This is a genomic window from Stenotrophomonas sp. TWI1183, assembly GCF_039673115.1.
Lineage (GTDB): Bacteria > Pseudomonadota > Gammaproteobacteria > Xanthomonadales > Xanthomonadaceae > Stenotrophomonas > Stenotrophomonas maltophilia_AA.
The window spans coordinates 181,176-203,155 of record NZ_JBDJKZ010000006.1; the positions used below are offsets into that span (position 1 = coordinate 181,176).

A 21,980-nucleotide genomic window follows, 5' to 3' on the forward strand; every position below is an offset into this window, starting at 1 on the left:
CCGATGTGCTGGCCGGCGCGATGGCCGGCCAGCGGTCGGCATCACCGGGCCTTGGGCTTCGCAGCCGCCGGAGCGACCGCAGCGGCCGGGGCCTGGACGGCGTTCCCTTCCGCATCGATCACCTGCACCTTGCCGAGGTTGAGCGCACGCACCGGCGCCTCGGTCTGCTTGAGGTCACCGACCACCACCCAGGTCAGTGCGTTCGGGTCCAGCGTGGCCGCGGCCTGCTGTACCTGGGCCGGGGTCATCGCTTCGACCTCGGCCTTGCGCCGGACCACATAGTCGTCCGGACGCTGGTAGCGCACGATCCCGCTGATGGTGCCCATCACCGCACTGGCGGTTTCATAGGCACCGGGCAGGCTCAGGTTCTGGATGTTGCGGATGCGGGTGACTTCCGCGGCGGTCGCCGGCTCGGTGCCGTCGGCGAATTCCGCGATTTCCTTGCGCATCTCCTTCATCGCCTCGGCGGTCTTGTCGATCTGCACCGGCGCCACGGCCATCCACGGGCGCTGGCCCAGGGTGCTGCTGGCGGAGGTGCGGGCGCCGTAGGACCAGTGCTTGTCCTCACGCAGGTTCATGTTGAGGCGCGACGTGAAGTCACCGCCCAGCACGCCATTGGCGATATCGAAGCGGGTTGCACCCGGGTCCATGGTCGACGGCACCACCTGGCTGGCGAACAGGTTGGCCTGCACCGCGCCCGGCTGGTCGATCAGGTACACGCGCGACTGCGCAGGCCGTGCCACGGCGACCGGAGCCTTGACCTGCGGCGCCGGGCCTTCGGCCTTCCACGAACCCAGCTGGCGTTCCAGCAGCGGCACGATTTCCTTCAGCGTGGTATCGCCGACCACGATCAACGTGCCCTGCTCGGGACGCAGCCAGTCGCGATGGAAGCCGACCAGGTCATCGCGGGTCATCGACTGGATGTCCACTTCATTGCCGCTGCCGGTGAACGGAATCGCATACGGATGGCCCGCGCCGTACAGCAGCGTCGGCAGGACCCGCATCGCCACCGCGCTCGGGTTCACCTTTTCCTGCTGGATGCCGGCGATCCAGGTGGCCTTGATGCGGTCGATCTCGGCTTGGTCGAAACGCGGCTGGCGCAGCATGTCGGCATACAGGGCCAGCGACGGCGCCAGGTTTTCCTTCAGCGCGGACAGGTACACGCTGGTGCTGTCCAGCGAGGCGGAGGCATCGAGCTTGGCGCCCAGCGCATCGGCCGCATCGGCGAACGGCAGCGCGCCGAGCTTGCCGGCACCTTCGGTCAGCAGCCCCATGGTGAAGTTGGCGGTGCCGGACTTGCGGCCCTGGTCGGCGGTGAAGCCGCCCGGGAATTCATAGCTGAACTGCACGACCGGGATGTCGTGACGCTCGGCGAGGATCACCTGGGTGCCGTTCTTCAGCGTGGCGCGGTGCAGCGCCGGGAATTTCAGATCCGGGAAAGTCTTGGTCTGCGGCACGCCGGTGCTGCGGTCGACCTGCTTGGCCAGCGTCGTGAAGCTGGGGTCCACGGCGGGCACGGTGAACGGCTTGGGCGTTTCCGACGGCAGTTCGGCCAGGGCAACGCGCGCACCCGGCTCGACCACGATGGTGTGGTCGCCGATGCCCAGCCACTTGGCACCGACATCACGCACCTGCGCGGCAGTGGCCGCATCGATGGTCGCCAGCGATTTGCGGAAGCACCCCGGGTCACCTTCGTACACGGTGCACTCGGCCAGCGCATCGGCCTTGCCGCCGAAACCACCGATACGCTCGATGCCGCGGATGAAGCCGGCGCGGAACGCGGTCTTGCCACGGCTGAGCTCATCGGCGGTCGGACCGTCCTTGGCCAGGCGCTTCACTTCTTCATCGATGATCGCCTCGACCTTGGCCGGGTCAACGCCCTGCTTGACGCTGGCCATGATCACGAAGTTGGAGCCCAGCTGCGAGCTGTAGGCACCGGCGCTGATGTTGTCGACCAGCTTGTCCTGGTGCAGCAGGCGCTGATCGAGGCGCGAGGACTTGGCCCCGCCGAGGACCTGCGCGAACAGCTGCAGCTGGTCGATGTCGGTGGTGCCGACCTGCGCCACGTTCCAGGCGCGGTAGATGCGCGCCTGCGGCACCTTGTCGGTCATCACTTCGCGCGTGCTCTTCTCGCGCTTGGCCACGTCCACCTTGGGCTGGGCCATGCTCGGGCCGGCCGGGATGTCGCCGAAGTACTTGGCGACCTTTTCCTTCGCGGTGGCCACGTCGATGTCGCCGGCCAGCACCAGCACCGCATTGTTCGGGCCGTACCAGGTGCGGAACCAGGTCTTCACGTCATCCAGCGAGGCGGCGTTGAGATCGTTCATCGAGCCGATCACGCTGTGGTGGTACGGGTGGCCGGCCGGATACATCGCGCGGGTCAGCTTCTCCCAGACCTGGCCATACGGCTGGTTCTCGCCCTGGCGCTTCTCGTTCTGGACCACGCCGCGCTGTTCGTCGAGCGCGGCCTGGTCGATCGCGCCGAGCAGATGGCCCATGCGGTCGGACTCCATCCACAGCGCCATGTCCAGCGCGGTGGTCGGCACGTTCTCGAAGTAATTGGTGCGGTCGGTATTGGTGGTGCCGTTCTGGCCGGTCACACCGACCTGCTTGAAGGGCTCGAAGTACTCGCCGTCGTGGTTCTCGCTGCCCTGGAACATCAGGTGTTCGAACAGGTGCGCGAAGCCGGTGCGGCCGGCCGGCTCGTCCTTGCTGCCGACGTGGTACCAGATGTTGACGGCCACGATCGGCGCCTTGCGGTCGGTGTGCACCACCACGCGCAGGCCATTGGGCAGGGTGAACTGCTCGAACGGAATGTCGACCTTGGCCACCGTGGCCGGCTTGGCGAGGACCGGTGCGGGCGCCAGTGAGCCCAGCGCGGCGGAGAGCGCGACAGCCAGCAGCGCAGCACGCGGTCGAAGTTGGACGGTCATTCCGGTTCCTTGGTCATGAAAGTGAAGCCGGATGCTAGCGCGCCGCCCAGGCAAAAGGCATCGGCCAACAGTCATTGGGGTCGAAACGGACAGCCTGCGGGCCCTGCGGCGGACAACTGTCCGGACAGCGGACACCGTCATACCGGGGAAAACCCTTTTAAATCAACGGCGAAAAGTTGGCACGCGGCCTGCTTGGTACTGGGCAAGGGAAGCAAGGATCAAACCGAAACTGACTGGATGCTGAACAAAAACAAGAAAGTTGAAATTGTTCTTGCAAGCCCCGAATCGGTGTACTACCTTACTACCACACCACTGCTCACCAACACTAAACAGGACCTCGCCATGAACACCAAGACTCTCGCCATCGCCATCGCCCTCGCCGCCGGTTCCGCGTTTGCTTCGTCGGTGCAGGCCGCCCCCGCCATCGTCACCCTGGAGACCGTGCAGGTCCGCCCGTCGGCCGACCAGATCGCCCAGGCCGAGGTCGAGCGCACCAGCAGCATCCCGACCCTGGCCGTCGTTGAAGTCCGCCCGACCGCCGGCCTGATCGCCGATTACCGCGCCGAACTGGCTGCCACCCGCCGCGTCACCACGCTGGCCGCCGTCGAAGTGCGCCCGACCGCCGAACAGCGCCAGGCCCTGGCTGCCGAACAGAGCAAGGACCGCGGTTACGCCGCTACCTTCACTGCAGTTGCGACCGCCGTCGCCAACGAAGTGATCATCAACCTGCCGACCCTGCAGGTGCGTCCGTCGGCCGCCGATCTGCAGGCCCTGGCGCTGGAAACCGCTGCTGCCGCCGCCTCGACCCTGATCCGCCAGTAAGCCGTAGCTGCGGTCCCCCGCAGCCTCGGCGTACACTTCGCCGATGACTGCCACGCCCACGTTCCATGTCGTCCTGTTCCAACCCGAAATCCCGCCGAACACCGGCAATGTGATCCGCCTCTGCGCCAATACCGGCGCGCGGCTGCACCTGATCGAGCCGCTCGGTTTCGACCTGAGCGACAAGCAGCTCAAGCGCGCCGGCCTGGACTATCACGAGTACGCCCGACTGCAGGTCCATCCAGACCTTGAGACCGCCCTGCAGGTGATTGCGCCCAAGCGCCTGTTCGCGCTGAGTACCCGCGGCAGCGTGCGTTACGACACCCCGCAATTCGACGATGGCGATGCCTTCCTGTTCGGCCCGGAAACCCGCGGCCTGCCCCAGGACCTGCTCGACAGCCTGCCCCACGGCCGACGCCTGCGCCTGCCGATGCAACCGGACAACCGCAGCCTCAACCTCTCCAATACCGTGGCCGTGGTGATGTACGAGGCGTGGCGCCAGCACGGGTTTGCCGGCGGGGTGTGACAGTGCGTGATCGCGTGCCGACCAACGGTCGGCACCTACCGGTTCAGCGTGCCGATGGTCGGCACCTATTGGCTGCGTAGCACCTGACCGTTGGTCAGGTGACCTTAGAACGCGTTGATCCCGGTCAGCTCGCGCCCGATCACCAGTTGGTGCACGGTCTCGGTGCCCTCGTAGGTAATCACCGATTCCAGATTGAGCGCGTGCCGGATCGCGACGTGCTCGGTGGTGATGCCGGCGCCGCCGAGCAGGTCGCGGCACTCGCGCGCGATGTCGATGGCCATGCGGCAGTTGTTCCACTTGGCCAGGCTGACCTGCTGCGGCTGCAGCTGGCCGGCGTCCTTCAGGCGCCCCAGCTGCAATGCCAGCAACTGTGCGGTGGTGATCCGCCGCGCCATGTCGGCCAGCTTGATCTGCGCGCTCTGCGTGGCGGCCACCGGCCGGCCGAACAGCACGCGCTGCTTGGTGTAGGCCAGCGCTTCATCCAGACAGGCCACCGCGGCGCCGATCGGGCCCCAGCTGATCCCGTATCGGGCCTGGTTCAAGCAGCCCAGCGGACCTTTAAGCCCCTGCACGTTCGGCAGCCGGTTGCGGTCGGGCACGCGCACGTTGTCGAAGAACAGCGCACCGGTGAGCGAGGCGCGCAGGCTCATCTTGTGCTTGATCTCCTGCGTGGTGAACCCGGCCATGCCCTTTTCCAGCACGAAGCCCTGGATGCCATCCTCGGTATGCGCCCAGATGATCGCGATGTCCGCCACCGGCCCGCTGGTGATCCACATCTTGCTGCCGTTGACCACCCAGTCACTGCCGTCGCGCACCGCGCGGGTCTTCATCGCCGCCGGATCGGAGCCGCCGTGCGCCTCGGTCAGGCCGAAGCAGCCGATCACCGTGCCGGTGGCCATGTCCGGCAACCAGCGCAGGCGCTGTTCTTCGCTGCCGTAGGCGTAGATCGGGTACATGCACAGCGAGCTCTGCACCGAGACGAAACTGCGCAGGCCCGAATCGCCGCGCTCCAGTTCCTGGCAGATCAAACCGTAGCTCACCGCGTTCAGTCCGCCGCCGCCGTACTGCTCGGGCAGGCTGGAGCCGAGCAGGCCGAGCGAGGCGATTTCCGGGATCAACTCATCCGGAAAACGTCCGTCGTCGAAGGCATCGCCGATGATCGGCAGCACCCGCGTATCGGTGAAGCGCGCCACCGTTGCCTGCACCGCGCGCTCCTCCTCGCTGAGCAGCGAACGGATATCGAACAGATCGAACGGATTCAGTGACATGGCATCCCGGCAGGTGGCGGTGGAACAGGCCCCCATTGTGGTCGTTGTCGTGGAATGGGCCAAGGGAAGCGGCAATCGCCGGCACGCGCGCGACGTGCTGCACCGCAGCATCCGCGCACCGAACACGCGGCGACACCGCTGTCATCGTCGGCGATCTAGGCTTAAATGCGCCGGGCCGGTACTCTGGCGCACTGATCCAACCGTTTCGCCGTGGTGTGACACGCGCGATTCCCAGGCAACCGCCGCCCGTTCAACCGCGGCACTACCCAAGAGTTACGCAGCCCCATGAGCGAAGAAATCAACGTCCTGCCCCCGCGTGAAGTGATGGAATTCGATGTGGTGATCGTGGGTGGTGGCCCTGCCGGCCTGGCCACCGCGATCCGGCTGCGCCAGCGCGCCATCGAGGCCAGCCGCGAGCTGTCGGTGTGCATCCTGGAAAAGGGCTCCGAACCCGGCGCGCACATCCTGTCCGGTGCGGTGATGGACCCGCGCGCGCTGACCGAACTGTTCCCGGACTGGGCCGAGCGCGGCGCGCCGCTGAAGCAGAAAGTGACCCGCGACGAATTCCTGTTCCTCAATGAGACGGGCTCGCGCAGCACGCCCAACGCGCTGCTGCCGGAGTGCTTCCACAACGAGGGCAACTACATCGTCAGCCTGGGCGAAGTCACCCGCTGGCTGGCGCAGCAGGCCGAGGCGCTGGAAGTCGCGATCTTCCCCGGCTTCCCGGCGGCGGAAGTGCTGTACAGCGACGACGGCGCCGTGATCGGCGTGGCCACCGGCGACATGGGCATCGAGAAGAACGGCCAGCCCGGCCCCGCGTTCGAGCGCGGCATGGCGCTGCACGCCAAGTACACGGTCTTCGCCGAAGGCTCGCGCGGCCATCTCGGCCGCCAGCTGATCGCGCGCTTCCAGCTCGATGCCGGCAAGGATCCGCAGGCCTACGGCATCGGCATCAAGGAACTGTGGCAGATCGATCCGGCCAAGCACGAACCGGGCCTGGTGGTGCATGCCGCCGGCTGGCCGCTGGACAACGACACCTACGGTGGCGCGTTCCTGTACCACGCCGAAGGCGGCAAGGTCTCGATCGGCTATGTGGTCGGCCTGGACTACAAGAACCCGTGGCTGAGCCCGTTCGAAGAGTTCCAGCGCTTCAAGACGCACCCCGACATCCGCAAGCACCTGGAAGGTGGCAAGCGCATCGGCTATGGCGCCCGCGCGATCACCGCCGGTGGCCTGATGTCGCTGCCCAAGACCGTGTTCCCGGGTGGCGCGCTGGTCGGCTGCGAGGCCGGCTACCTCAATGTCAGCCGGATCAAGGGCAGCCATGCCGCGCTCAAGACCGGCATGCTCGCCGCGGATGCCGCCTTCGATGCGGTGGTCGCCGATCGCCAGCACGATGAGCTGAGCGCCTACCCGCAGGCGTTCGAGGCCAGCTGGCTGCGTGCCGAGCTGCTGCAGTCCAAGAACTTCAAGCAGTGGTTCAAGAAGGGCCAGACCGTGGCCGCGCTGATGACCGGTGTCGAACAGTGGCTGCTGCCCAAGCTCGGCATCCGCAACCCGCCGTGGACGCTGCGCCACAGCACGCCGGACCACGCCTGCCTGGAGCCCGCGTCGAAGCACGCGAAGATCACCTATCCCAAGCCGGATGGCGTGCTCACCTTCGACCGGCTCAGTTCGGTGTTCCTGAGCAGCACCAACCACGCCGAAGACCAGCCCGGCCACCTCACGCTCAAGGACGCCAGCGTGCCGGTGCGCATCAACCTGGCCGAGTACGCCGGGCCGGAAGCACGCTACTGCCCGGCCGGTGTGTACGAATTCGTCGGCAGCGAGGGGCATGAGCAGCTGCAGATCAACGCGCAGAACTGCGTGCACTGCAAGACCTGCGACATCAAGGACCCGACCCAGAACATCGTGTGGGTCACACCGCAGGGCGGCGGCGGCCCGAACTACTCGGGCATGTGACCGGCATGGCCTGCGACCACCGGTCGCAGGCCATCGGGCGCGGCAGGCACGGCCGTACTGGCTATCCTGATCGTCCTGCCGGACATCTGCGCTGCGCCATGCCCCCTGCGTTCCGATCCCCCCTGCCGTTGCTGGTCTGCCTCGTGCTGACCGCGTGCGCGCGCACCCCGCAGACGCCGGAACAGATCCGCCAGCAGGATCTGCAGCGCGCGTTCGCGATCTGCGCCGGCTGCCACACGGTCAGCGCCGGTGGCGTGCACCGCTTCGGCCCGAACCTGCATGGCGTGATCGGCCGCCGCGCCGGCAGCGTCGCGGGCTACCCCTACTCCAACGCGATGCGCGAGGCCGGGCTGACCTGGAACGAACAGACCCTGGATGCCTTCCTGCGCTCGCCTGCGCAGGTGGTGCCGGGTACCCGCATGGTCAACGCCACCGTCGACCCGGAGCGTCGGCGCCAGGTGGTCGAATACCTGCAGCAGCAGCGGTGATCGCCATCGCGGCGCTCAGGATGCCTGAAGCTGTACCAGATAATCGCGCAGCGCCGCATCGAACGCACTGATCGCCTCGGCGTGTGCCGCGACGCCGTCTGTGTCGACGCTGTCCATCAGATTGCGCGCCTGCAGCGCCAGGGTCTCCGCTCCCAGCGTCGCCAACCCGCCCACCAGCCGGTGCAGCACCTCCACCAGCGCCGGCCCCGCACGCTCGTTCAGCGCGGCCTGCAGCGTCACCAGATCGAGCGCGGAGGCCGTGCACAGGCTATCGATCAACACCCCCGCCACATGCGCCGACCCGAACCGGCGCACGAGCGCGGCCCGGTCGGGCGGCGCGTCGATGACGCCCAGCGCATCCGCTGCGGCTGACGCGCTCGACGGTACCTCGGGCAGCCACTGCAGCAGTGCCTGACGCAACGCGGCCAACGCCACCGGCTTGGCCAACATAGCGTCCATGCCCGCCTCCCGGCAGCGTTGCAGATCATCCTCCATCGCGCTGGCGGTCAGCGCGATCACCGGCATCCGGGCGCTGCCGCGGTCACGCTCTTGGTCACGGATGCGCCGGGTCATCGCGTAGCCGTCCATGACCGGCATGCGGCAATCGGTAAGGACCAGATCGAAGTGGGTGCGCGCCAACAGTGCCAGCCCCTGCTCGCCATTCTCGGCCATCACGTGCGGCAGGCCGAGCTGCTGCATGCGCCAGCCCATCAGTGCCTGGTTGGTCGGATGGTCCTCGACGATCAATACCCGCCGCTGCAGCAGCGCGGCCGGCAACGGCAGTACCTGCGCCTGTGCTTCGGCGACGCCCGGCTGCTCGTCGATCGGCAGCGTGGGCAGGCTCAACTGCACCTCCACGCAGGTGCCTTCACCGGGCACGCTGCGCAGCGTCAGCGCACCGTGCATCAGCGCGACCAGCCGCTGGCAGATGCTCAGCCCCAGGCCGGTGCCGCCGTACTGCCGGCTGATCGTCGCATCGGCCTGCGCGAAGGGGGCGAACAGACGCTCACGCTGCTCCGCTGAAATGCCGATGCCGGTATCGCGCACGGTCAGGCGCAGCCGTTGCGTGCCGGCGGCATCGGTGTCGAGCACCGCGAGGGCGATGCCGACTTCACCGACGTGGGTGAACTTGATGGCGTTGCTCAGCAGGTTGAAGGCGATCTGGCGCAGGCGCATGCCGTCAGCCAGATGCAGGGCCGCGACGTCGTCGTCGATCTGGATATGCAGGTCCAGTCCCTTGGCCACCGCCTGCGGCGCGAGCAGCTGCTGCACATTGCCGAGCAGCGCGCGCAGCGCGACCGGATGCGGCTGCAGCGACAACGCGCCGGCCTCGATCCGGGAGTAGTCCAGAAGATCATCGAGAATCTGCCGCAGCAACTGCGCCGAGTCTTCGATCACGCCGATGATGCGGCGCTGCTCCCCATCCAGCGCGGTATGCGAGAGCACCTCCACCATGCCCAGCACGCCGGACATCGGCGTGCGGATCTCATGGCTCATGGTGGCCAGGAACTCGGATTTGGCCGCCGTGGCGCGCTCCGCGGCCGCCTTGGCCAACGCCAGCGCATCGGCCTGCGCGCGCGCCTCGGTGACGTCCACCCAGTAACCACTCCACAGCAGCGCACCGTCGTCGGCGTCATAGGGCAACGCGCGCGAACGCACCCAGCGCAGCGTGCCCCGTGCCGAAGTACGGAACTCGACGTCCAGGGGCGTGAAGTCACGCGCGGCACGCTCGATGGCCTGACGGACACTGGCGCGGTCGCGCTCGTCGATGCGGTCCAGCAAGGCGCTTTCGTCGGCCATGGCTTCGGCCGCGGTGACCCCGAACAACGCCTCGATGTCACCGGCGATGTACGGCAGCGACAATCGGCCATCGCGCTCGCGCCGGCCCTGATAGACGATCGCCGGCAGGTTGTCGGTAACCTCGGCCAGGCGCTGTTCGGCACGCCGGCGCATCGCCACTTCCCCGCGCAGCCGCCAATGGCCCCAGCCATGCACCAGCAGCGCGGTCAGCAGCACCAGCGCCAACGGCACCGCCCAGCGCGCGATCACGCGCCAGTCGAGGTTGCTGCGGTACTCGGCCGTGAGCCAGTCGCTGCGGATCGCCTCGTGCTCGCGGGCGCTCATGTTGACCAGCATGCGGTCGAAGGTGGTGGCCAGCGGCGCGTACTGGCGTTTGACGGCCAGCGACAGGCGATCGCTGAAGCCGGCCGGCGCGGCCACGTGCAGCTGCGCCGGATAGCGTTCGCGTACGATCCGGTCGACGACCGCCAGGTTGCCGATGTACGCATCGGCGTCGCCATGGGCCAACCGTGCCAGCGCCAGTTCGGCACTGCGCGCCGGCACGATGCGCGCATTGGGCGCCTGCTGCAGGATGTAGCCGCGCAGGCGGTCCGGATCGGTCAGCAGGATGCTGCGCCCGTCCAGGTCGCGCACGCCCAGTACCGACGGACTGCCCGTGGCGGTAACCACGACGTTCGGGACGGTGATGAAGGGCTGGCTGAACACCCAGTCGTCGCCCAGGTAGCTGGAATCGTTGGGGATGCCCATGATCGCGTCGACGTCACCGCGCCGCAGTTGTTCGCGCACGTCGAACCAGTCGTGGGCGGGGACCCGGGTGAGCTGCGCGCCGAAGGTGCGCAGCAGGCGCAGGTATTCGGCCGACACACCACTGGGCTGCTGGGCGCCGTCGATGAACGCCAGCGGCGCCGCGTTCGGCTCGAAGGCGAGGCGCAGCGGCGTGGCCAGCACGCGCTTCTCGGCATTGCCGAGGATCATCTGCGACTGCGCCGACCACTCCGGCGTCTGCAGCCAGCGCTGCCGCAGCCGTTCCCGCTCGGGCTCGGCCAGTGCGGCCAGTCCCATGTCCAGCGCCTCGGCCAACGGCTGCTTGGCATTGGGCACTCCGAAGTGCAGGCGTTCCGGGGCCAGGTCACTGGGGCGCAGCAGCGCGACATCGGTCAGCCGCCGCTCGGCGATCAGCGCGGTGGCGACGTAGGCATTGCCGATGTACACATCGGCCTCGCCTTTTCCCACCATGGCGAGCGCGGCGGTGGTGTCGTTGGCCACCACGCGACGGGCAGCAGGAAAGCGCGCGCGTACATCTTCGCTGGTGACGAACTCGCGCTCGGTGACCACGCGCAGGCCGCGCAGATCGGGATCGGCCGATGCCCGCGTATCGCCGGGGCGACCGACCAGGGCCAGGGGCGCACTGGCATAAGGACGCGTATAGACCATGCAACGGGTGCGGTCGGCGGTGAGGGTGATGTTCATCACCACGTCGACTTCACCGCGGCACGCCGCATCCAGCACTTCGGTCCAGTCGCGGTACATGCGTACCTTTACCTGCACGCCCAGCTGCTGTGCGAGCAGGCTCAGATAGTCGAATCCCAGACCGGCAGGTTTACCGTCGCGCAGGGATTCGAACGGCGGCCACCCGCTGTCGTACATGCCCAGGATGATGGTAGGGTGCCTGCCAAGCCACTCGCTCTGCCGGGGCGACAGGGCGGGAGGGTTGGCGGCGGAGGCCGACACGGCCCAGGCCATTGCCAGCACGACCAGCACCAGCCAGCGAACAACGTGGATACGCATGCTGCCTGATCTCCGTAGAATGATATCCCCATCCCGGCACGGCCCGACGGCTGCCTTACAGGCAATACTAGTCCATGACCCTGCGCATTATCATTGCCGATGACCATCCGGTCGTACGGATCGGCACGAAGGCCGTGATCGAATCCAGTGGCGTTGGCCAGGTGGTGGCCGAAGCCAGTACCGTGGCCGAGCTGATGACCGCGCTGTCCGAACATCCTTGCGATGTCCTGGTCACCGATTACTCCATGCCCGGCGGCCAGCAGGCCGATGGCTTTACGATGATCGCGATGATCCGCCGGCGCTTTCCCACGTTGCCGGTGCTGATGCTCAGTGTGTCCAACAACCTGGCGATCCTGCGCATGGTGGTCGCCACCGGTGTGCTGGGCCTGGTCGACAAGACCTCCTCGATGGACGAACTGCCCACCGCGATCCAGACCGTGCAGCGTGGCATGCCCTACGTCAGCCAGACCCTGAAAGAGCGCATTGACGCGATCGGCACGAACAGCGTGGAAGAAGGCGAAGCCAAACCGCTGTCGCCGCGCGAGGTGGAAGTGCTGCGCCTGCTCGGCAGCGGCATGACGGTCAAGGAGATCGCCATGCATCTGCACAAGAGCGTGAGCACCATCAGTCGCCAGAAGGGCGATGCGATGTTGAAGCTCGGCCTGAAGGGCGACGCCGAGCTGTTCGATTACCTGCGCGACGGCGAACGCTGATCGCCGCCGTCCGCTGACGGCGTGGCGACATCAACCCGCCCTCCCTCGTGAAACCATGGCTACAATCGCTGTGCGGAAAACAGGACCATCATCGGACGCTCCGCCTCTTCCGCAAGCGCTGGGTTAGCGTCAATCTGCTCCGCAGTCGGCCCCCACTCATTGACGTGGCGGATAGCAAAGCTGGCGGCAATCAACGCGTTCAATGTCGTGCTCAATGTCCGGTGGTACTTCACCACCCCGTCAGCCAGCCAGTTGCTGACGCGCTGGCCTTCGTTCTGGTAATTATTGACCGCCCAAGAACGCTGACCTTCTTCATCGGTGAGCCAACCCTGACGTGGTGAGCACGTATAGATCGGGTGCTCCACCGTGAAGACAAACCAACCGCCAGGCGGCAGTGCCTGATGGATGGAAGCAAACAGCGGGCCGATGTCCGGAAGGTAGTGCAGCGTCAGTTGGCTGTAGACCACGTCGAACGCCTGGCTCGGCAGTACGAGCTGCTCCAGATCGCCACGCTGGTAGCTGATGTCGATGTCGTCGGTGAGCTCTCGAGCTCGTGCGAGCATTTTTTCGGACAAGTCGATACCGAGCACCTTGGCGGCTCCAGCGGCTCGTGCCCTGCGGCAGAACCAACCGTATCCACAGCCAAGGTCCAGAACCCGTTTTCCCGTCAACACAGGGAGCATAGCCTGGATGGCCGGCCACTCGGGAGCGGCCTCCAGACCGAACTGCGAGCGCGGCAGTCGGGCATAGCCATCAAAAAAGGCCTGATTGTCGTAGATGTTCTGGGACACGCTGGACTCCGAATCGAATTCAATTCTAAAACCGGTCAACGCCACAGGAAACACCCTTACTGGCAGTTCCAGCCCCCGTCTGGCCGGAGCTGAACGGACATGCCCACCTCCGCGTGAGGAGACGGCCTTTAAGGATTGGCTGATGGAGTGGCTTGATACGTCTCCATAGCATGCTTTCATGCATCGCCTCCTCCCACAGCACCCCGCGATTGACGCGCCTGCCGTCGCAGCCACCGTGCTGCTGCGGTGGCTGTCGGCGTGCATCCTGGTGTGCCTGGTCGGTACCGGGATCTTCTACGTCCTCGTTCAGCTGGGGGATGACGTCTCCGTACACAGGCGCGGGATGAACGCTGCTGCGTATCGAGCGCAGCTTTATGTGGACCAGCGCGAAGCTCTCCTGAACTATCTGGTCGACTCGGTCGTCAACGTCCACACGTCCAGCCAGAAGGCGCGCGCCTCGAGGCATGACGATGACCGGAACGTTCGTCGACTCCGATTGGGTACGGCGGGCGACGGACAGGAGTTGACTCTGCTCCTGTCGGCACGGGCTGAACAGACCTTGGCCGATTTTGGCGTGCGCTTGGTGCACGTTGACGGCACCTCAGTGGCCGTTCGCTCGGCTGCTCACGAGGAGCAGAGCGCCAGTTTCATCTCTCGACAACATACCGTGGGAAGCCCGCTGATGCCGGAAGGTGAACGTCTTGGCGATAGCCGGGTGCGCTGGGTTGCACCAACACAGACGGGGTCGCCTATTTATCTTTATCGGGCGATCGGCGGCGTGGAACCAGACGCATCCCACTGGCTGGGATTGGCGATTGACTCGGACGCCATGATCAAGACCCTGAATGGCAACGGCATTGGCGACTTTGCTTTGCTGGACAGGCACGGGGAGGCAGTCCTGACGCAAGGGGAGCGCTCCCCTTCCGCAAACTGGATGCGTCGGCATGCGCAGGACGAGTTCGGATGGATCTGGGATGGCGCTCGTCCCGAGGGCCTGGCACTGGTCAAGGGCATTGGCGAAGACGGCTGGCGGCTGGTGTACCACGCGCCCCTGAGCCTGCTGCTGGTTGATATCGCGCCCCATCTCGGCATTTCGCTGCTGATGTCTCTGGCTGGCGTGGTTGCGCTGCGTGCGCTGACCCGACGCATCGACCGCCAGTTGATCCAGCCGGCGCTGCTACAGCATCGACAACTCCTGGAGAGCTTCGATTTCGGCAGCACGGTGATCGAGATGGCGCCGGTCGGAGTTTGCGTGCTGCGCGGCCACGATGGAACCCCGATGGTGGAGAACCAGCTTGCACGTGACTGGCTTGGCAACGATGCCGCAGCAGGCGACTGGCTGGGCAATCTGCGAACCGGCAATGCGGACCCGCTGGGCGAACGTCGCAGCGCGGACTACACCACCAGCGATGGCCGACAACTCCAGGTGCTGGCCGCTCGGACCCGCTATCACGGCGAGGATGTCCTGCTGTGCGTTTTCAACGACGTGAGCCGACATCGTCAGATCCAGGCGGCCTTGTCCGCGGCAAAGCAGGCGGCTGACGCAGCCAGTCAAGCCAAGACTGCCTTTCTTGCCACGATGAGCCACGAGATCCGGACCCCGTTGTATGGCCTGCTCGGCACGCTGGAGCTGTTGGCGCATACGTCACTGGACGCTCGACAGAGCCAGTACCTTGCAACCATCGAGCAATCCTCTTCGGCCCTGCTTCAGCTGATCAGCGAGATTCTGGATGTGACCAAGATTGAATCGGGTCAGCTCACCTTGGTCGTGGCACCGTTCTCCCCCTTGGATCTGGCGGAGTCGACCCTTCGTGCGTATGCGGCAGCCGCTGAAAGGAAGGGAATACGGATCATGGTATGCACCGACCCCGAGCTGCCGGACCAGGTTCTGGGCGACGCCGGTCGGATTCGGCAGATTCTGGGAAATCTGTTGAGCAACGCGATCAAGTTCACTGACAGCGGGAACATCTGCCTGCGCGTCCGGCTGGTCGCCCGTGAGGCGGATATGGTGTCCGTAAGCTGGCAGGTCACGGATACCGGCGTAGGCATCGCCCAAGCCGAGCATGCGCGTTTGTTCGAACCCTTCCGTCAGATCGGCACACACAACCGCTTGGAAGGTGCCGGGCTGGGATTGTCCATCAGCGACCGACTGGTGCGGCTGATGAACGGCGACATCCGTCTGGTCAGCGAGCCCGGGCTGGGAAGCAGTTTCACGATGGTGCTGCCGCTGAAGGCCGATCCGCGGGCCACGCCCGAGGACAGTGCGCCCAAGTTGCTGGCGCAACCGCTGATCTATGTCCGATGCTCTGTTTCCGAGTTGGCAGATAGTGGGAGCGAATGGCTGCAGCGGTGGGGTGCCACCGTGCGTCGCTATGAACCGGGGATGCCGCTCGCGCCGGACGAGAACGCCATTCTGCTCGACAGCGATCCACGCGGCTCTCCCCCCGTCAGCTGGCGGGGCCCCCGCGTCACCGCACTGCCTGATGCAGGCGATACGCCCGTCGTAGATCCGGAGAACCCCCGCCACCTCACCGTCACGATGTTCAGCATCCGCGCCATTGCAAACGCGTTGGCGCGGCTGCAACAGAGCGACGCCCCTGTCCCGATGGCAGCGGTATCCCGACCCGACGCGCTGGATCTGCGGGTGCTGGTCGCCGAGGACAATCCGATCAATCGCATCATCATGAAGGAGCAGCTGGAAACACTCGGCTGCAGCGTCCTGACAGCAACCGACGGCCAGAATGCTTTGGAGCTGTGCCGGTCGCAACCGTTCGACGTGGTGTTGACCGACATCAACATGCCGCGCATGAGCGGGCATGCGTTGACCAGAAGCCTGCGTCAGCACGACATCCTTGTCCCAGTGATCGGCGCGACAGCCAGCGCCACCCCCGAAGAGCGTGAACGCTGCTTTGCCAGTGGCATGGCCGGCTACCTGGCGAAGCCCGTTGACATCGGTACCTTGCGCCGAGCCCTGACCCAACTGTCCCACGGAGCACCGGCATGACCATCCGCCATGTACTGATCCTGGAAGACCAGGCCTTCCAACGCAGCATGCTGGCTCAGCTCTTCAACAGCGCATCGAGAACCCACGCAGATACCTCGGGCGATGGCGCCGATGCACTGGCGATGTGCCACTGGCGTCCCTACGACCTGGTCGTCACCGACATGATGATGCCCGGGGTGGACGGCATTCAGTTCATCCAGAGCCTGGCTGCCCAGGATCGGAAGCCGGCACTGGTACTGGTCAGCTCGGCGTCGACACGCATGATGTTCTCCGCCCGTCTGATGGCCGAATCCTTGGGATTCAGCGTGCTTGCGGTACTCCCGAAGCCCGTATCCCCTGGCGATGTTGCCGATGTAATGGCGTTGTTGAGCCAGAAGCAGGAAGGCGCGCATCGCGTCGCCGCCGTCAGCAAGGAGGCCAAGCTCCCGTTGGCGGCAAGCCGCGATACGTTGTGGCGGGCCATGAAGAGCGGTGAGATCACGGCGTGGTTCCAGCCGAAAAAATCGCTGGGCTCCGGCCTCGTGGTGGCGGCCGAAGCGTTGGTCCGCTGGTGCCACCCAGAACAGGGCTTGATATCGCCCGGTCAGTTCCTACCGTTGATCCAGGAAAACGCACTCGAGCTGGCACTACTGCGGCACATGGTGAAGATGAGCGTTCGCGCGCAGGCCGAGTGGCGCGCGAGGGGCTTTCGAATTCCCGTATCAGTCAATTTGCCTCCCCATCTCCTGGAAAGAAGCACCCTACCGGAGGAACTGGCGGAGCTGACCATTGAGCACGGCGGCTCGCCTGCTGATCTTTGTTTCGAGCTGATGGAGAGCAGCACCACCCGGCATGTCAGCGACTATTACGCTGGCGCCTGCCGCCTGCGCATGAAAGGCTTCGGGTTGGCCCAGGATGACTTTGGACAGGGACTGAGCTCCGTGCACAACCTGGTGAGCGCTCCATTCACCGAGGTGAAAATCGATCGGTCTCTGGTACATGGCTGCACGCGGGATTCTGCACTGCGAAGCGCTTTGAGCACCGTGATCACGCTTGGCCAGAAGCTCGGCCTCAACATCGTCGCCGAAGGTGTGGAGACGGATGAAGAGCTGTCCACGCTCCGGGCACTCGGCTGCACACAGGTGCAGGGCTATCTGATCTCCGCCGCGATCCCCGCAGACGCCTTCGCAGAACTTTTGAATGGTGAGACGCGCGCCCAGCGGAATGACGGCCGATGAAACGCAAGGATGGCCGAGGGACGTCGCGCGTTGTTATTGCCGACGATCACCCGTTCATACTGGCGGGCGTCCGTGAACTGATCGAGCAGGACGGCCGATTCCGGGTGGTTGCACAGGTGAGTGATTCCGCCGCACTCATGAGGGCGCTCCATACGCAACAACCTGACATTCTGATCACCGACTACGTGATGCCCGGCGATTCCCGCACCTGCGATGGCTCCGTGCTCATCGGGAGGCTGCACCGGGCGTTTCCCTGCCTCCCCATTCTGGTTCTGACAATGATCACCACCCCGTGGATGATCGATGAGATGTACAGAGTCGGGGCGCACTGCGTGATCACCAAATCGGGGGATCCGGCTGAACTTCTCAGTGCACTGACAGCGGCACGGATGCAGCGCACTTATCGGTCAAATAGCGCCGGTCGTTCCAGCGCAACGACTGCCCCCCCTCAAGCGCCTCGACACGGCCTGTCGCCGCGGGAGCTGGAGGTCGTCAGGCTGTTTTCCAACGGCCAGACCGTGAGTGACATCGCGGCGAGATTCAATCGCAGCCGCTGTACCGTCAGCGCGCAGAAGGCCAGTGCGAAGCGCAAGCTCGGTACGAGGAGCGACCAGGAACTGGTAGCGCTGGGCCTGAACTTTGTCGGGATGGGTGACCAGGTCACCTGACGGGAGCCCGTGGATGGTTGCAGGGCTGAGACCGCTGGGGGGCCTTCACCGCCCGGTGCGCGGCCGGGTTCCTATCGATTATCCTTCGCAAGGGCCGCTCCGCCCGTCAGACGAGATATGCATGCCGGTCGAGTCCACTCCCGTGCGCTTGCTTGCGCGCAGGTCCCTGTGGCTGCACAGCCTGCTCGTGGGCACCATCGCCGTGGCCACCATTCAGGCCGGTCTTCTTCTCTCCAGCTCGCTACAGCTGCTTCGGGAAGAGCAGCAGAAGGTTGATTTCCACTTCAAGCGCCTTTCTGGTGCGCTGCACGAACAAGAGCGCTTCATGGCGCGCTGGCAGGGCCATCAGCTGGATCCCGCGGATTCAAAGCGCCCCACGCCACGCTTTCTGGATGCCAGTCCTTACCCCGCAGCCTTCTCTCCATTTTCCGTCGTAAGCAGCACCGGATCCCCGCCTTCACCCGCAGCAACGGAGTTGGGCAGAGCTTTCTCAGGGTTCTATGGCAGCTTTTGGTCCGATTCGCGCTATCCGTCGCCCCGTTGCCTCCTGCTCGATGGTACCGGCACGATGGCAGCGCTGGTGCCGCATGCGCTCCCCATAAGCGGTTCCGATAACACTGCGGATCCAACCCTGCGCCGGATGATGGGCATCATTCACGCAGAAGCCTCGATCACAAGCCCTCAGAACGGCGGCATGGGGTGGCACCGTCGCGATCTGGCCGATGGGAGCCGTTGGCTGCTGTCCGTCATGCGCTCTCCCCAGGATGCGGCCCTATGGGCCAATGGCGGGACCCCGGCGATCTCCTGCATGCTGGATGTGTCCCGCATCGACGACCACCAGCAGGTGCTTGGAGAGCCTATTTACGACCGGCTTTCGATCCTGGCCCCCGACGGGCGGCTGCTCTACGGGCCGGAGGTCGATGGTGGCGGCGGGCAAAGCAGACACTACAGCGCCGGGAGCATTACCTATCGCATGCGTGACGCTGAAGGCTGGCAAGCGGTCTATCAGGTCGGCTGGGCGCGCGTGCTGCTTCACCAGCGTTGGCCTCTGATCGGCGGCGTGATTGCGGCCATCCTGCTTGCGCTCGGTGGCATCGTGGCGCTTCGCAGCTACCGCCGCTCCGTCCTGGTGCCGCTGCGCAGGAATCAGGAACGGCTGCAGGAGAGCGAGGCGTTCAGCCGTACCGTCCTGGAGGCCGCTCCGATCGGGCTGTGTCTTCTTCGCAGCAGTGATGGCAGCGTGGTACTGGAGAATGCGCTGGCTCGCGAGTGGCTGGGTGCTCGACACGACGCTCCCGGCTGGGATGGCACGTGGCGTCAAGATGCACTGACGTTGGTGAAATCCGGGCAGAGCCGCACGATCCCCTACCGGACACCGGATGGACGCCACCTGCTGATCAATACCACCCAAGCCCGGTATCGCGGCGAGCCTGTCACCCTTTGCCTGTTCATCGATCTCACTGCACAGCATGAGGCCGAGCAGGTTCTACAACAGGCTCGGCAGGAGGCCGATCAGGCGAACCGCGCCAAGAGCCTGTTCCTGGCGACCATGAGCCATGAGATCCGCACCCCCCTCTACGGCGTCCTGGGCACGCTGGAGCTGCTTGGGCTCACCGCGTTGGACAGTCAGCAGAGAGACTACCTGAGCACCATCCAGCATTCGTCCTCCACGTTGATGCAGTTGATTGGCGACATCCTGGACGTGTCCAAGGCCGAAGCCGGACAGCTGGTCCTGGAGCCCGTGCTGTTCTCTCCGGCCGAACTCACCGAAGAGGTACTCCGCTCATATGCCGCGTCCGCGACGCGGAAGAACCTGCAGCTGTATGCCTGCATTGATGGCGACGTGCCTGGGCACGTCCACGGCGACGGCGCGAGGATACGTCAGGTCCTGAACAACCTGGTCAGCAACGCCATCAAGTTCACCGAGGCCGGCCGCGTGGTCATCCGGCTTCAGGCACGGGACGTGAGCGGGCGAAAGGCGACGCTCGCCTGGCAGGTGGCCGATACCGGGATCGGGATCGAGGAACACCATCAAGCGCATCTCTTCGAAGCGTTCTATCAGGCCAATCCGGGCGCCGATGCGCAGCGGGGCACCGGCCTTGGGTTGGCGATCAGCGCGCAACTGGTGGGCCTGATGGGCGGCCAACTGAGAGTGGTCAGTGACACGGGGCTTGGGAGCAGTTTCAGTTTCGAGCTCGAGCTGGACCGGCCAGAGGATTCCTCCCCGAGCGGACGTTCCGCCGACGCAGAGCAGCGCGTTTACGTGCGCTCGCCGGCCGGCGAGCTGGTTGACACCCTGTGCGCCCGTCTGCGCAAGCGCGGTTTCCTCGCGCAGGGGCTTCACCGGGACCCGGGCATGGATACGATCCCCGGCACGCCTCTTCTGGAGGTCCCCATGAATGGACCGATCGGCGCATGGGACGGCCCTCACGTGGTCGCCCGCACCGGCGGCGGCGATCATCCCCAACAGGTCAACGGCGTATGGCTGGTGTCCATGCACCGGCTCGATGCGATGGTCGATGCACTGCTCCTCGCGACCGGCCGCCCACTGCCACTGCAGGGGGAACCGTCGGCCAAGGCGTTCCAGCCGCTCCACCTGAGCGTTCTGGTCGCAGAGGACAACCCCATCAACCAGATGATCCTGCGTGAACAGCTGGAGCGTCTCGGGTGCCATGCCGTCGTCGCCAGCGATGGCGCCGAGGCATTTGATTATTGGACACGTCGTCATTTCGATGTGGTCATCACCGATCTGAACATGCCGCATGTCGATGGGTACGCACTGGCAGAGCGGCTGCACGGGCACGGCATAACGGCGCCGATATTCGGCGCCACCGCAAATGCCGACCCCACTGAGCGCGCGCGTTGCCGCAGCGTGGGCATGGCCGATTGTCTGGTGAAGCCCATCCGGCTGGACGATCTGTACCGGCATCTGAGCCCCTTGGCGGTTACCGGATCCAGCCCGGATGTCCTCTTGGTCGCTCCGCGGATGCGGACGCTCTTCCTGGAAACCATGCGTGATGATATGGCCGCGCTGGCAAGATCACAGGAGATCGGGGATCTGCAGGGCGTCAAGCACATGCTGCATCGCCTGCGTGGTGCGCTGGTCATAGTGTCGGCAGAGCCGTTGGCCGATGAGAGCAAGCGTATCGAGGATAGAATCGATGACGGGACCAGTGCGGAGGACTGCGTGCCTGGCATCGATGCATTCATTGTCCGATTGGAATGCGCCCTGGCCCATCTCGAGTCGACATCCGTCGACCCGACCGATCCACCTTGACCTTTCCCCCGCGATCCGGAGACCCCGCCTTGAAGACCAAGATCGTCATTGCCGACGACCACCCGATTGTGCTGGCGGGCATCGCCGATCTTGTTGATCGCGACCCGCGCTTCCAGGTCGTCGGTCAGGCACAGGACCCGGCCGGGCTGGTGGACCTTGCACAGCAGCATGCGCCGGACATCATCATCACTGACTACAGCATGCCTGGTGACGAGCGGATGGGGGATGGGATCAAGCTCATTTCCTACCTGACCCGCAATTTCCCGGACACTCGCGTTCTGATACTGACGATGGTGTCCAACCCCTCCATCGTTGCCGAAATGTATCGCGCGGGTGCCAGCGGTGTGGTGCGCAAGAGCGGGAATCTCAATGAGCTCGACGGGGCCCTGACCAGCCTGCTGGCACAGCGGATCTACCGTTCCCCCGAACTGCCTCGCGAAGAAATGGTGCCTGAGGCTGGCGAGCCCACCTCGGCCGCCACCTTGTCGCCCCGGGAGTTCGAAGTGATTCGGCTGTTCGCCAGCGGCCAGAGCGTTGGCGACATCGCGCGGGCGCTCAATCGCAGCAGCAAAACAGTCAGCACGCAGAAGATCAGCGCCATGCGCAAGCTGGGCACCCGGACGGATCAGGAACTGGTGGCGTTCTGTCTGGAATCAGGCCTTTTCGGCTGATCGAGGCGCGGTTGCTTCGCAGGAAGACGTAGAAAAGCCCGCGGTCTTTCGACCG

At 65.4% G+C, this 21,980-nt stretch carries 14 protein-coding genes; 10 read left to right on the plus strand and 4 right to left on the minus strand.

Annotated elements, in window-relative coordinates:
• Window positions 1-41 precede the first annotated feature (41 nt).
• Window positions 42-2,933: a pitrilysin family protein gene (locus ABE434_RS08325; RefSeq protein WP_346478494.1), complete on the minus strand. Its 2,892-nt coding sequence runs from the start codon at window positions 2,931-2,933 to the stop codon at window positions 42-44.
• 342 nt (window positions 2,934-3,275) lie between these two features.
• Between ABE434_RS08325 and ABE434_RS08330 the strand changes: the two genes are divergently transcribed.
• Together ABE434_RS08330 and trmL are read left to right on the plus strand one after the other, a co-directional pair.
• Entirely contained in the window at window positions 3,276-3,755 is a 480-nt protein-coding gene (locus tag ABE434_RS08330; protein WP_346478495.1) for a hypothetical protein, read from the plus strand.
• A gap of 43 nt (window positions 3,756-3,798) precedes the next feature.
• Entirely contained in the window at window positions 3,799-4,278 is a 480-nt protein-coding gene (gene trmL, locus ABE434_RS08335; RefSeq protein ID WP_346478496.1) for a tRNA (uridine(34)/cytosine(34)/5-carboxymethylaminomethyluridine(34)-2'-O)-methyltransferase TrmL, read from the plus strand.
• A 104-nt stretch (window positions 4,279-4,382) separates the two neighbouring features.
• Here the strand turns inward: trmL and ABE434_RS08340 are convergent, their stop codons facing one another.
• On the minus strand, window positions 4,383-5,546 hold the full coding sequence (locus ABE434_RS08340; RefSeq protein WP_346478497.1) for an acyl-CoA dehydrogenase family protein: 1,164 nt from the start codon (window positions 5,544-5,546) through the stop codon (window positions 4,383-4,385).
• A gap of 285 nt (window positions 5,547-5,831) precedes the next feature.
• On the opposite strand from ABE434_RS08340, the gene ABE434_RS08345 reads away from it, so the two are divergent.
• A complete protein-coding gene (locus tag ABE434_RS08345) occupies window positions 5,832-7,508 on the plus strand; it encodes an electron transfer flavoprotein-ubiquinone oxidoreductase (protein ID WP_346478498.1) in 1,677 nt (558 codons plus the stop codon).
• A 98-nt stretch (window positions 7,509-7,606) separates the two neighbouring features.
• Window positions 7,607-7,996, plus strand: coding sequence for a c-type cytochrome (locus ABE434_RS08350; RefSeq protein WP_346478499.1), 390 nt, complete (start codon window positions 7,607-7,609; stop codon window positions 7,994-7,996).
• A 15-nt stretch (window positions 7,997-8,011) separates the two neighbouring features.
• Here the strand turns inward: ABE434_RS08350 and ABE434_RS08355 are convergent, their stop codons facing one another.
• Window positions 8,012-11,584 (minus strand): transporter substrate-binding domain-containing protein, encoded by a 3,573-nt coding sequence (locus tag ABE434_RS08355; RefSeq protein WP_346478500.1) that lies wholly within the window; start codon window positions 11,582-11,584, stop codon window positions 8,012-8,014.
• A 74-nt stretch (window positions 11,585-11,658) separates the two neighbouring features.
• On the opposite strand from ABE434_RS08355, the gene ABE434_RS08360 reads away from it, so the two are divergent.
• A complete protein-coding gene (locus ABE434_RS08360) occupies window positions 11,659-12,297 on the plus strand; it encodes a response regulator transcription factor (protein ID WP_346478501.1) in 639 nt (212 codons plus the stop codon).
• A gap of 59 nt (window positions 12,298-12,356) precedes the next feature.
• Here ABE434_RS08360 and ABE434_RS08365 read toward each other — a convergent pair whose 3' ends face one another.
• A complete protein-coding gene (locus tag ABE434_RS08365) occupies window positions 12,357-13,088 on the minus strand; it encodes a class I SAM-dependent methyltransferase (RefSeq protein WP_346478502.1) in 732 nt (243 codons plus the stop codon).
• Window positions 13,089-13,266: 178 nt separating this feature from the next.
• Between ABE434_RS08365 and ABE434_RS08370 the strand changes: the two genes are divergently transcribed.
• From ABE434_RS08370 to ABE434_RS08390, 5 genes are all read left to right on the plus strand, one after another.
• Window positions 13,267-16,092 carry a response regulator gene (locus ABE434_RS08370; RefSeq protein ID WP_346478503.1) on the plus strand — a complete coding sequence of 942 codons (2,826 nt, stop codon included), beginning with the start codon at window positions 13,267-13,269 and terminating at the stop codon, window positions 16,090-16,092.
• Complete coding sequence (locus ABE434_RS08375; RefSeq protein WP_346478504.1) at window positions 16,089-17,309, plus strand: EAL domain-containing response regulator; 1,221 nt, start codon at window positions 16,089-16,091, stop codon at window positions 17,307-17,309. Before ABE434_RS08370 ends, ABE434_RS08375 begins: the two co-directional genes overlap by 4 nt.
• Window positions 17,306-17,977: a response regulator transcription factor gene (locus ABE434_RS08380; RefSeq protein ID WP_346478505.1), complete on the plus strand. Its 672-nt coding sequence runs from the start codon at window positions 17,306-17,308 to the stop codon at window positions 17,975-17,977. Before ABE434_RS08375 ends, ABE434_RS08380 begins: the two co-directional genes overlap by 4 nt.
• Window positions 17,978-18,098: 121 nt before the next feature.
• Window positions 18,099-21,254: an ATP-binding protein gene (locus ABE434_RS08385; RefSeq protein WP_346478506.1), complete on the plus strand. Its 3,156-nt coding sequence runs from the start codon at window positions 18,099-18,101 to the stop codon at window positions 21,252-21,254.
• A 29-nt stretch (window positions 21,255-21,283) separates the two neighbouring features.
• A complete protein-coding gene (locus tag ABE434_RS08390; RefSeq protein WP_346478507.1) occupies window positions 21,284-21,925 on the plus strand; it encodes a response regulator transcription factor in 642 nt (213 codons plus the stop codon).
• The last annotated feature ends 55 nt before the right edge of the window (window positions 21,926-21,980 follow it).

Bases quoted from the DNA above. Each gene is read 5' to 3' on its own strand.
- ABE434_RS08345 (WP_346478498.1), top strand. From the start codon at position 5,832: ATGAGCGAAGAAATCAACGTCCTGCCCCCGCGTGAAGTGATGGAATTC.
- ABE434_RS08360 (WP_346478501.1), top strand. From the start codon at position 11,659: ATGACCCTGCGCATTATCATTGCCGATGACCATCCGGTCGTACGGATC.
- ABE434_RS08325 (WP_346478494.1), bottom strand. From the start codon at position 2,933: ATGACCGTCCAACTTCGACCGCGTGCTGCGCTGCTGGCTGTCGCGCTC.
- ABE434_RS08375 (WP_346478504.1), top strand. From the start codon at position 16,089: ATGACCATCCGCCATGTACTGATCCTGGAAGACCAGGCCTTCCAACGC.
- ABE434_RS08380 (WP_346478505.1), top strand. From the start codon at position 17,306: ATGAAACGCAAGGATGGCCGAGGGACGTCGCGCGTTGTTATTGCCGAC.
- ABE434_RS08385 (WP_346478506.1), top strand. From the start codon at position 18,099: ATGCCGGTCGAGTCCACTCCCGTGCGCTTGCTTGCGCGCAGGTCCCTG.
- ABE434_RS08330 (WP_346478495.1), top strand. From the start codon at position 3,276: ATGAACACCAAGACTCTCGCCATCGCCATCGCCCTCGCCGCCGGTTCC.
- ABE434_RS08340 (WP_346478497.1), bottom strand. From the start codon at position 5,546: ATGTCACTGAATCCGTTCGATCTGTTCGATATCCGTTCGCTGCTCAGC.
- trmL (WP_346478496.1), top strand. From the start codon at position 3,799: ATGACTGCCACGCCCACGTTCCATGTCGTCCTGTTCCAACCCGAAATC.
- ABE434_RS08370 (WP_346478503.1), top strand. From the start codon at position 13,267: ATGCATCGCCTCCTCCCACAGCACCCCGCGATTGACGCGCCTGCCGTC.
- ABE434_RS08350 (WP_346478499.1), top strand. From the start codon at position 7,607: ATGCCCCCTGCGTTCCGATCCCCCCTGCCGTTGCTGGTCTGCCTCGTG.
- ABE434_RS08355 (WP_346478500.1), bottom strand. From the start codon at position 11,584: ATGCGTATCCACGTTGTTCGCTGGCTGGTGCTGGTCGTGCTGGCAATG.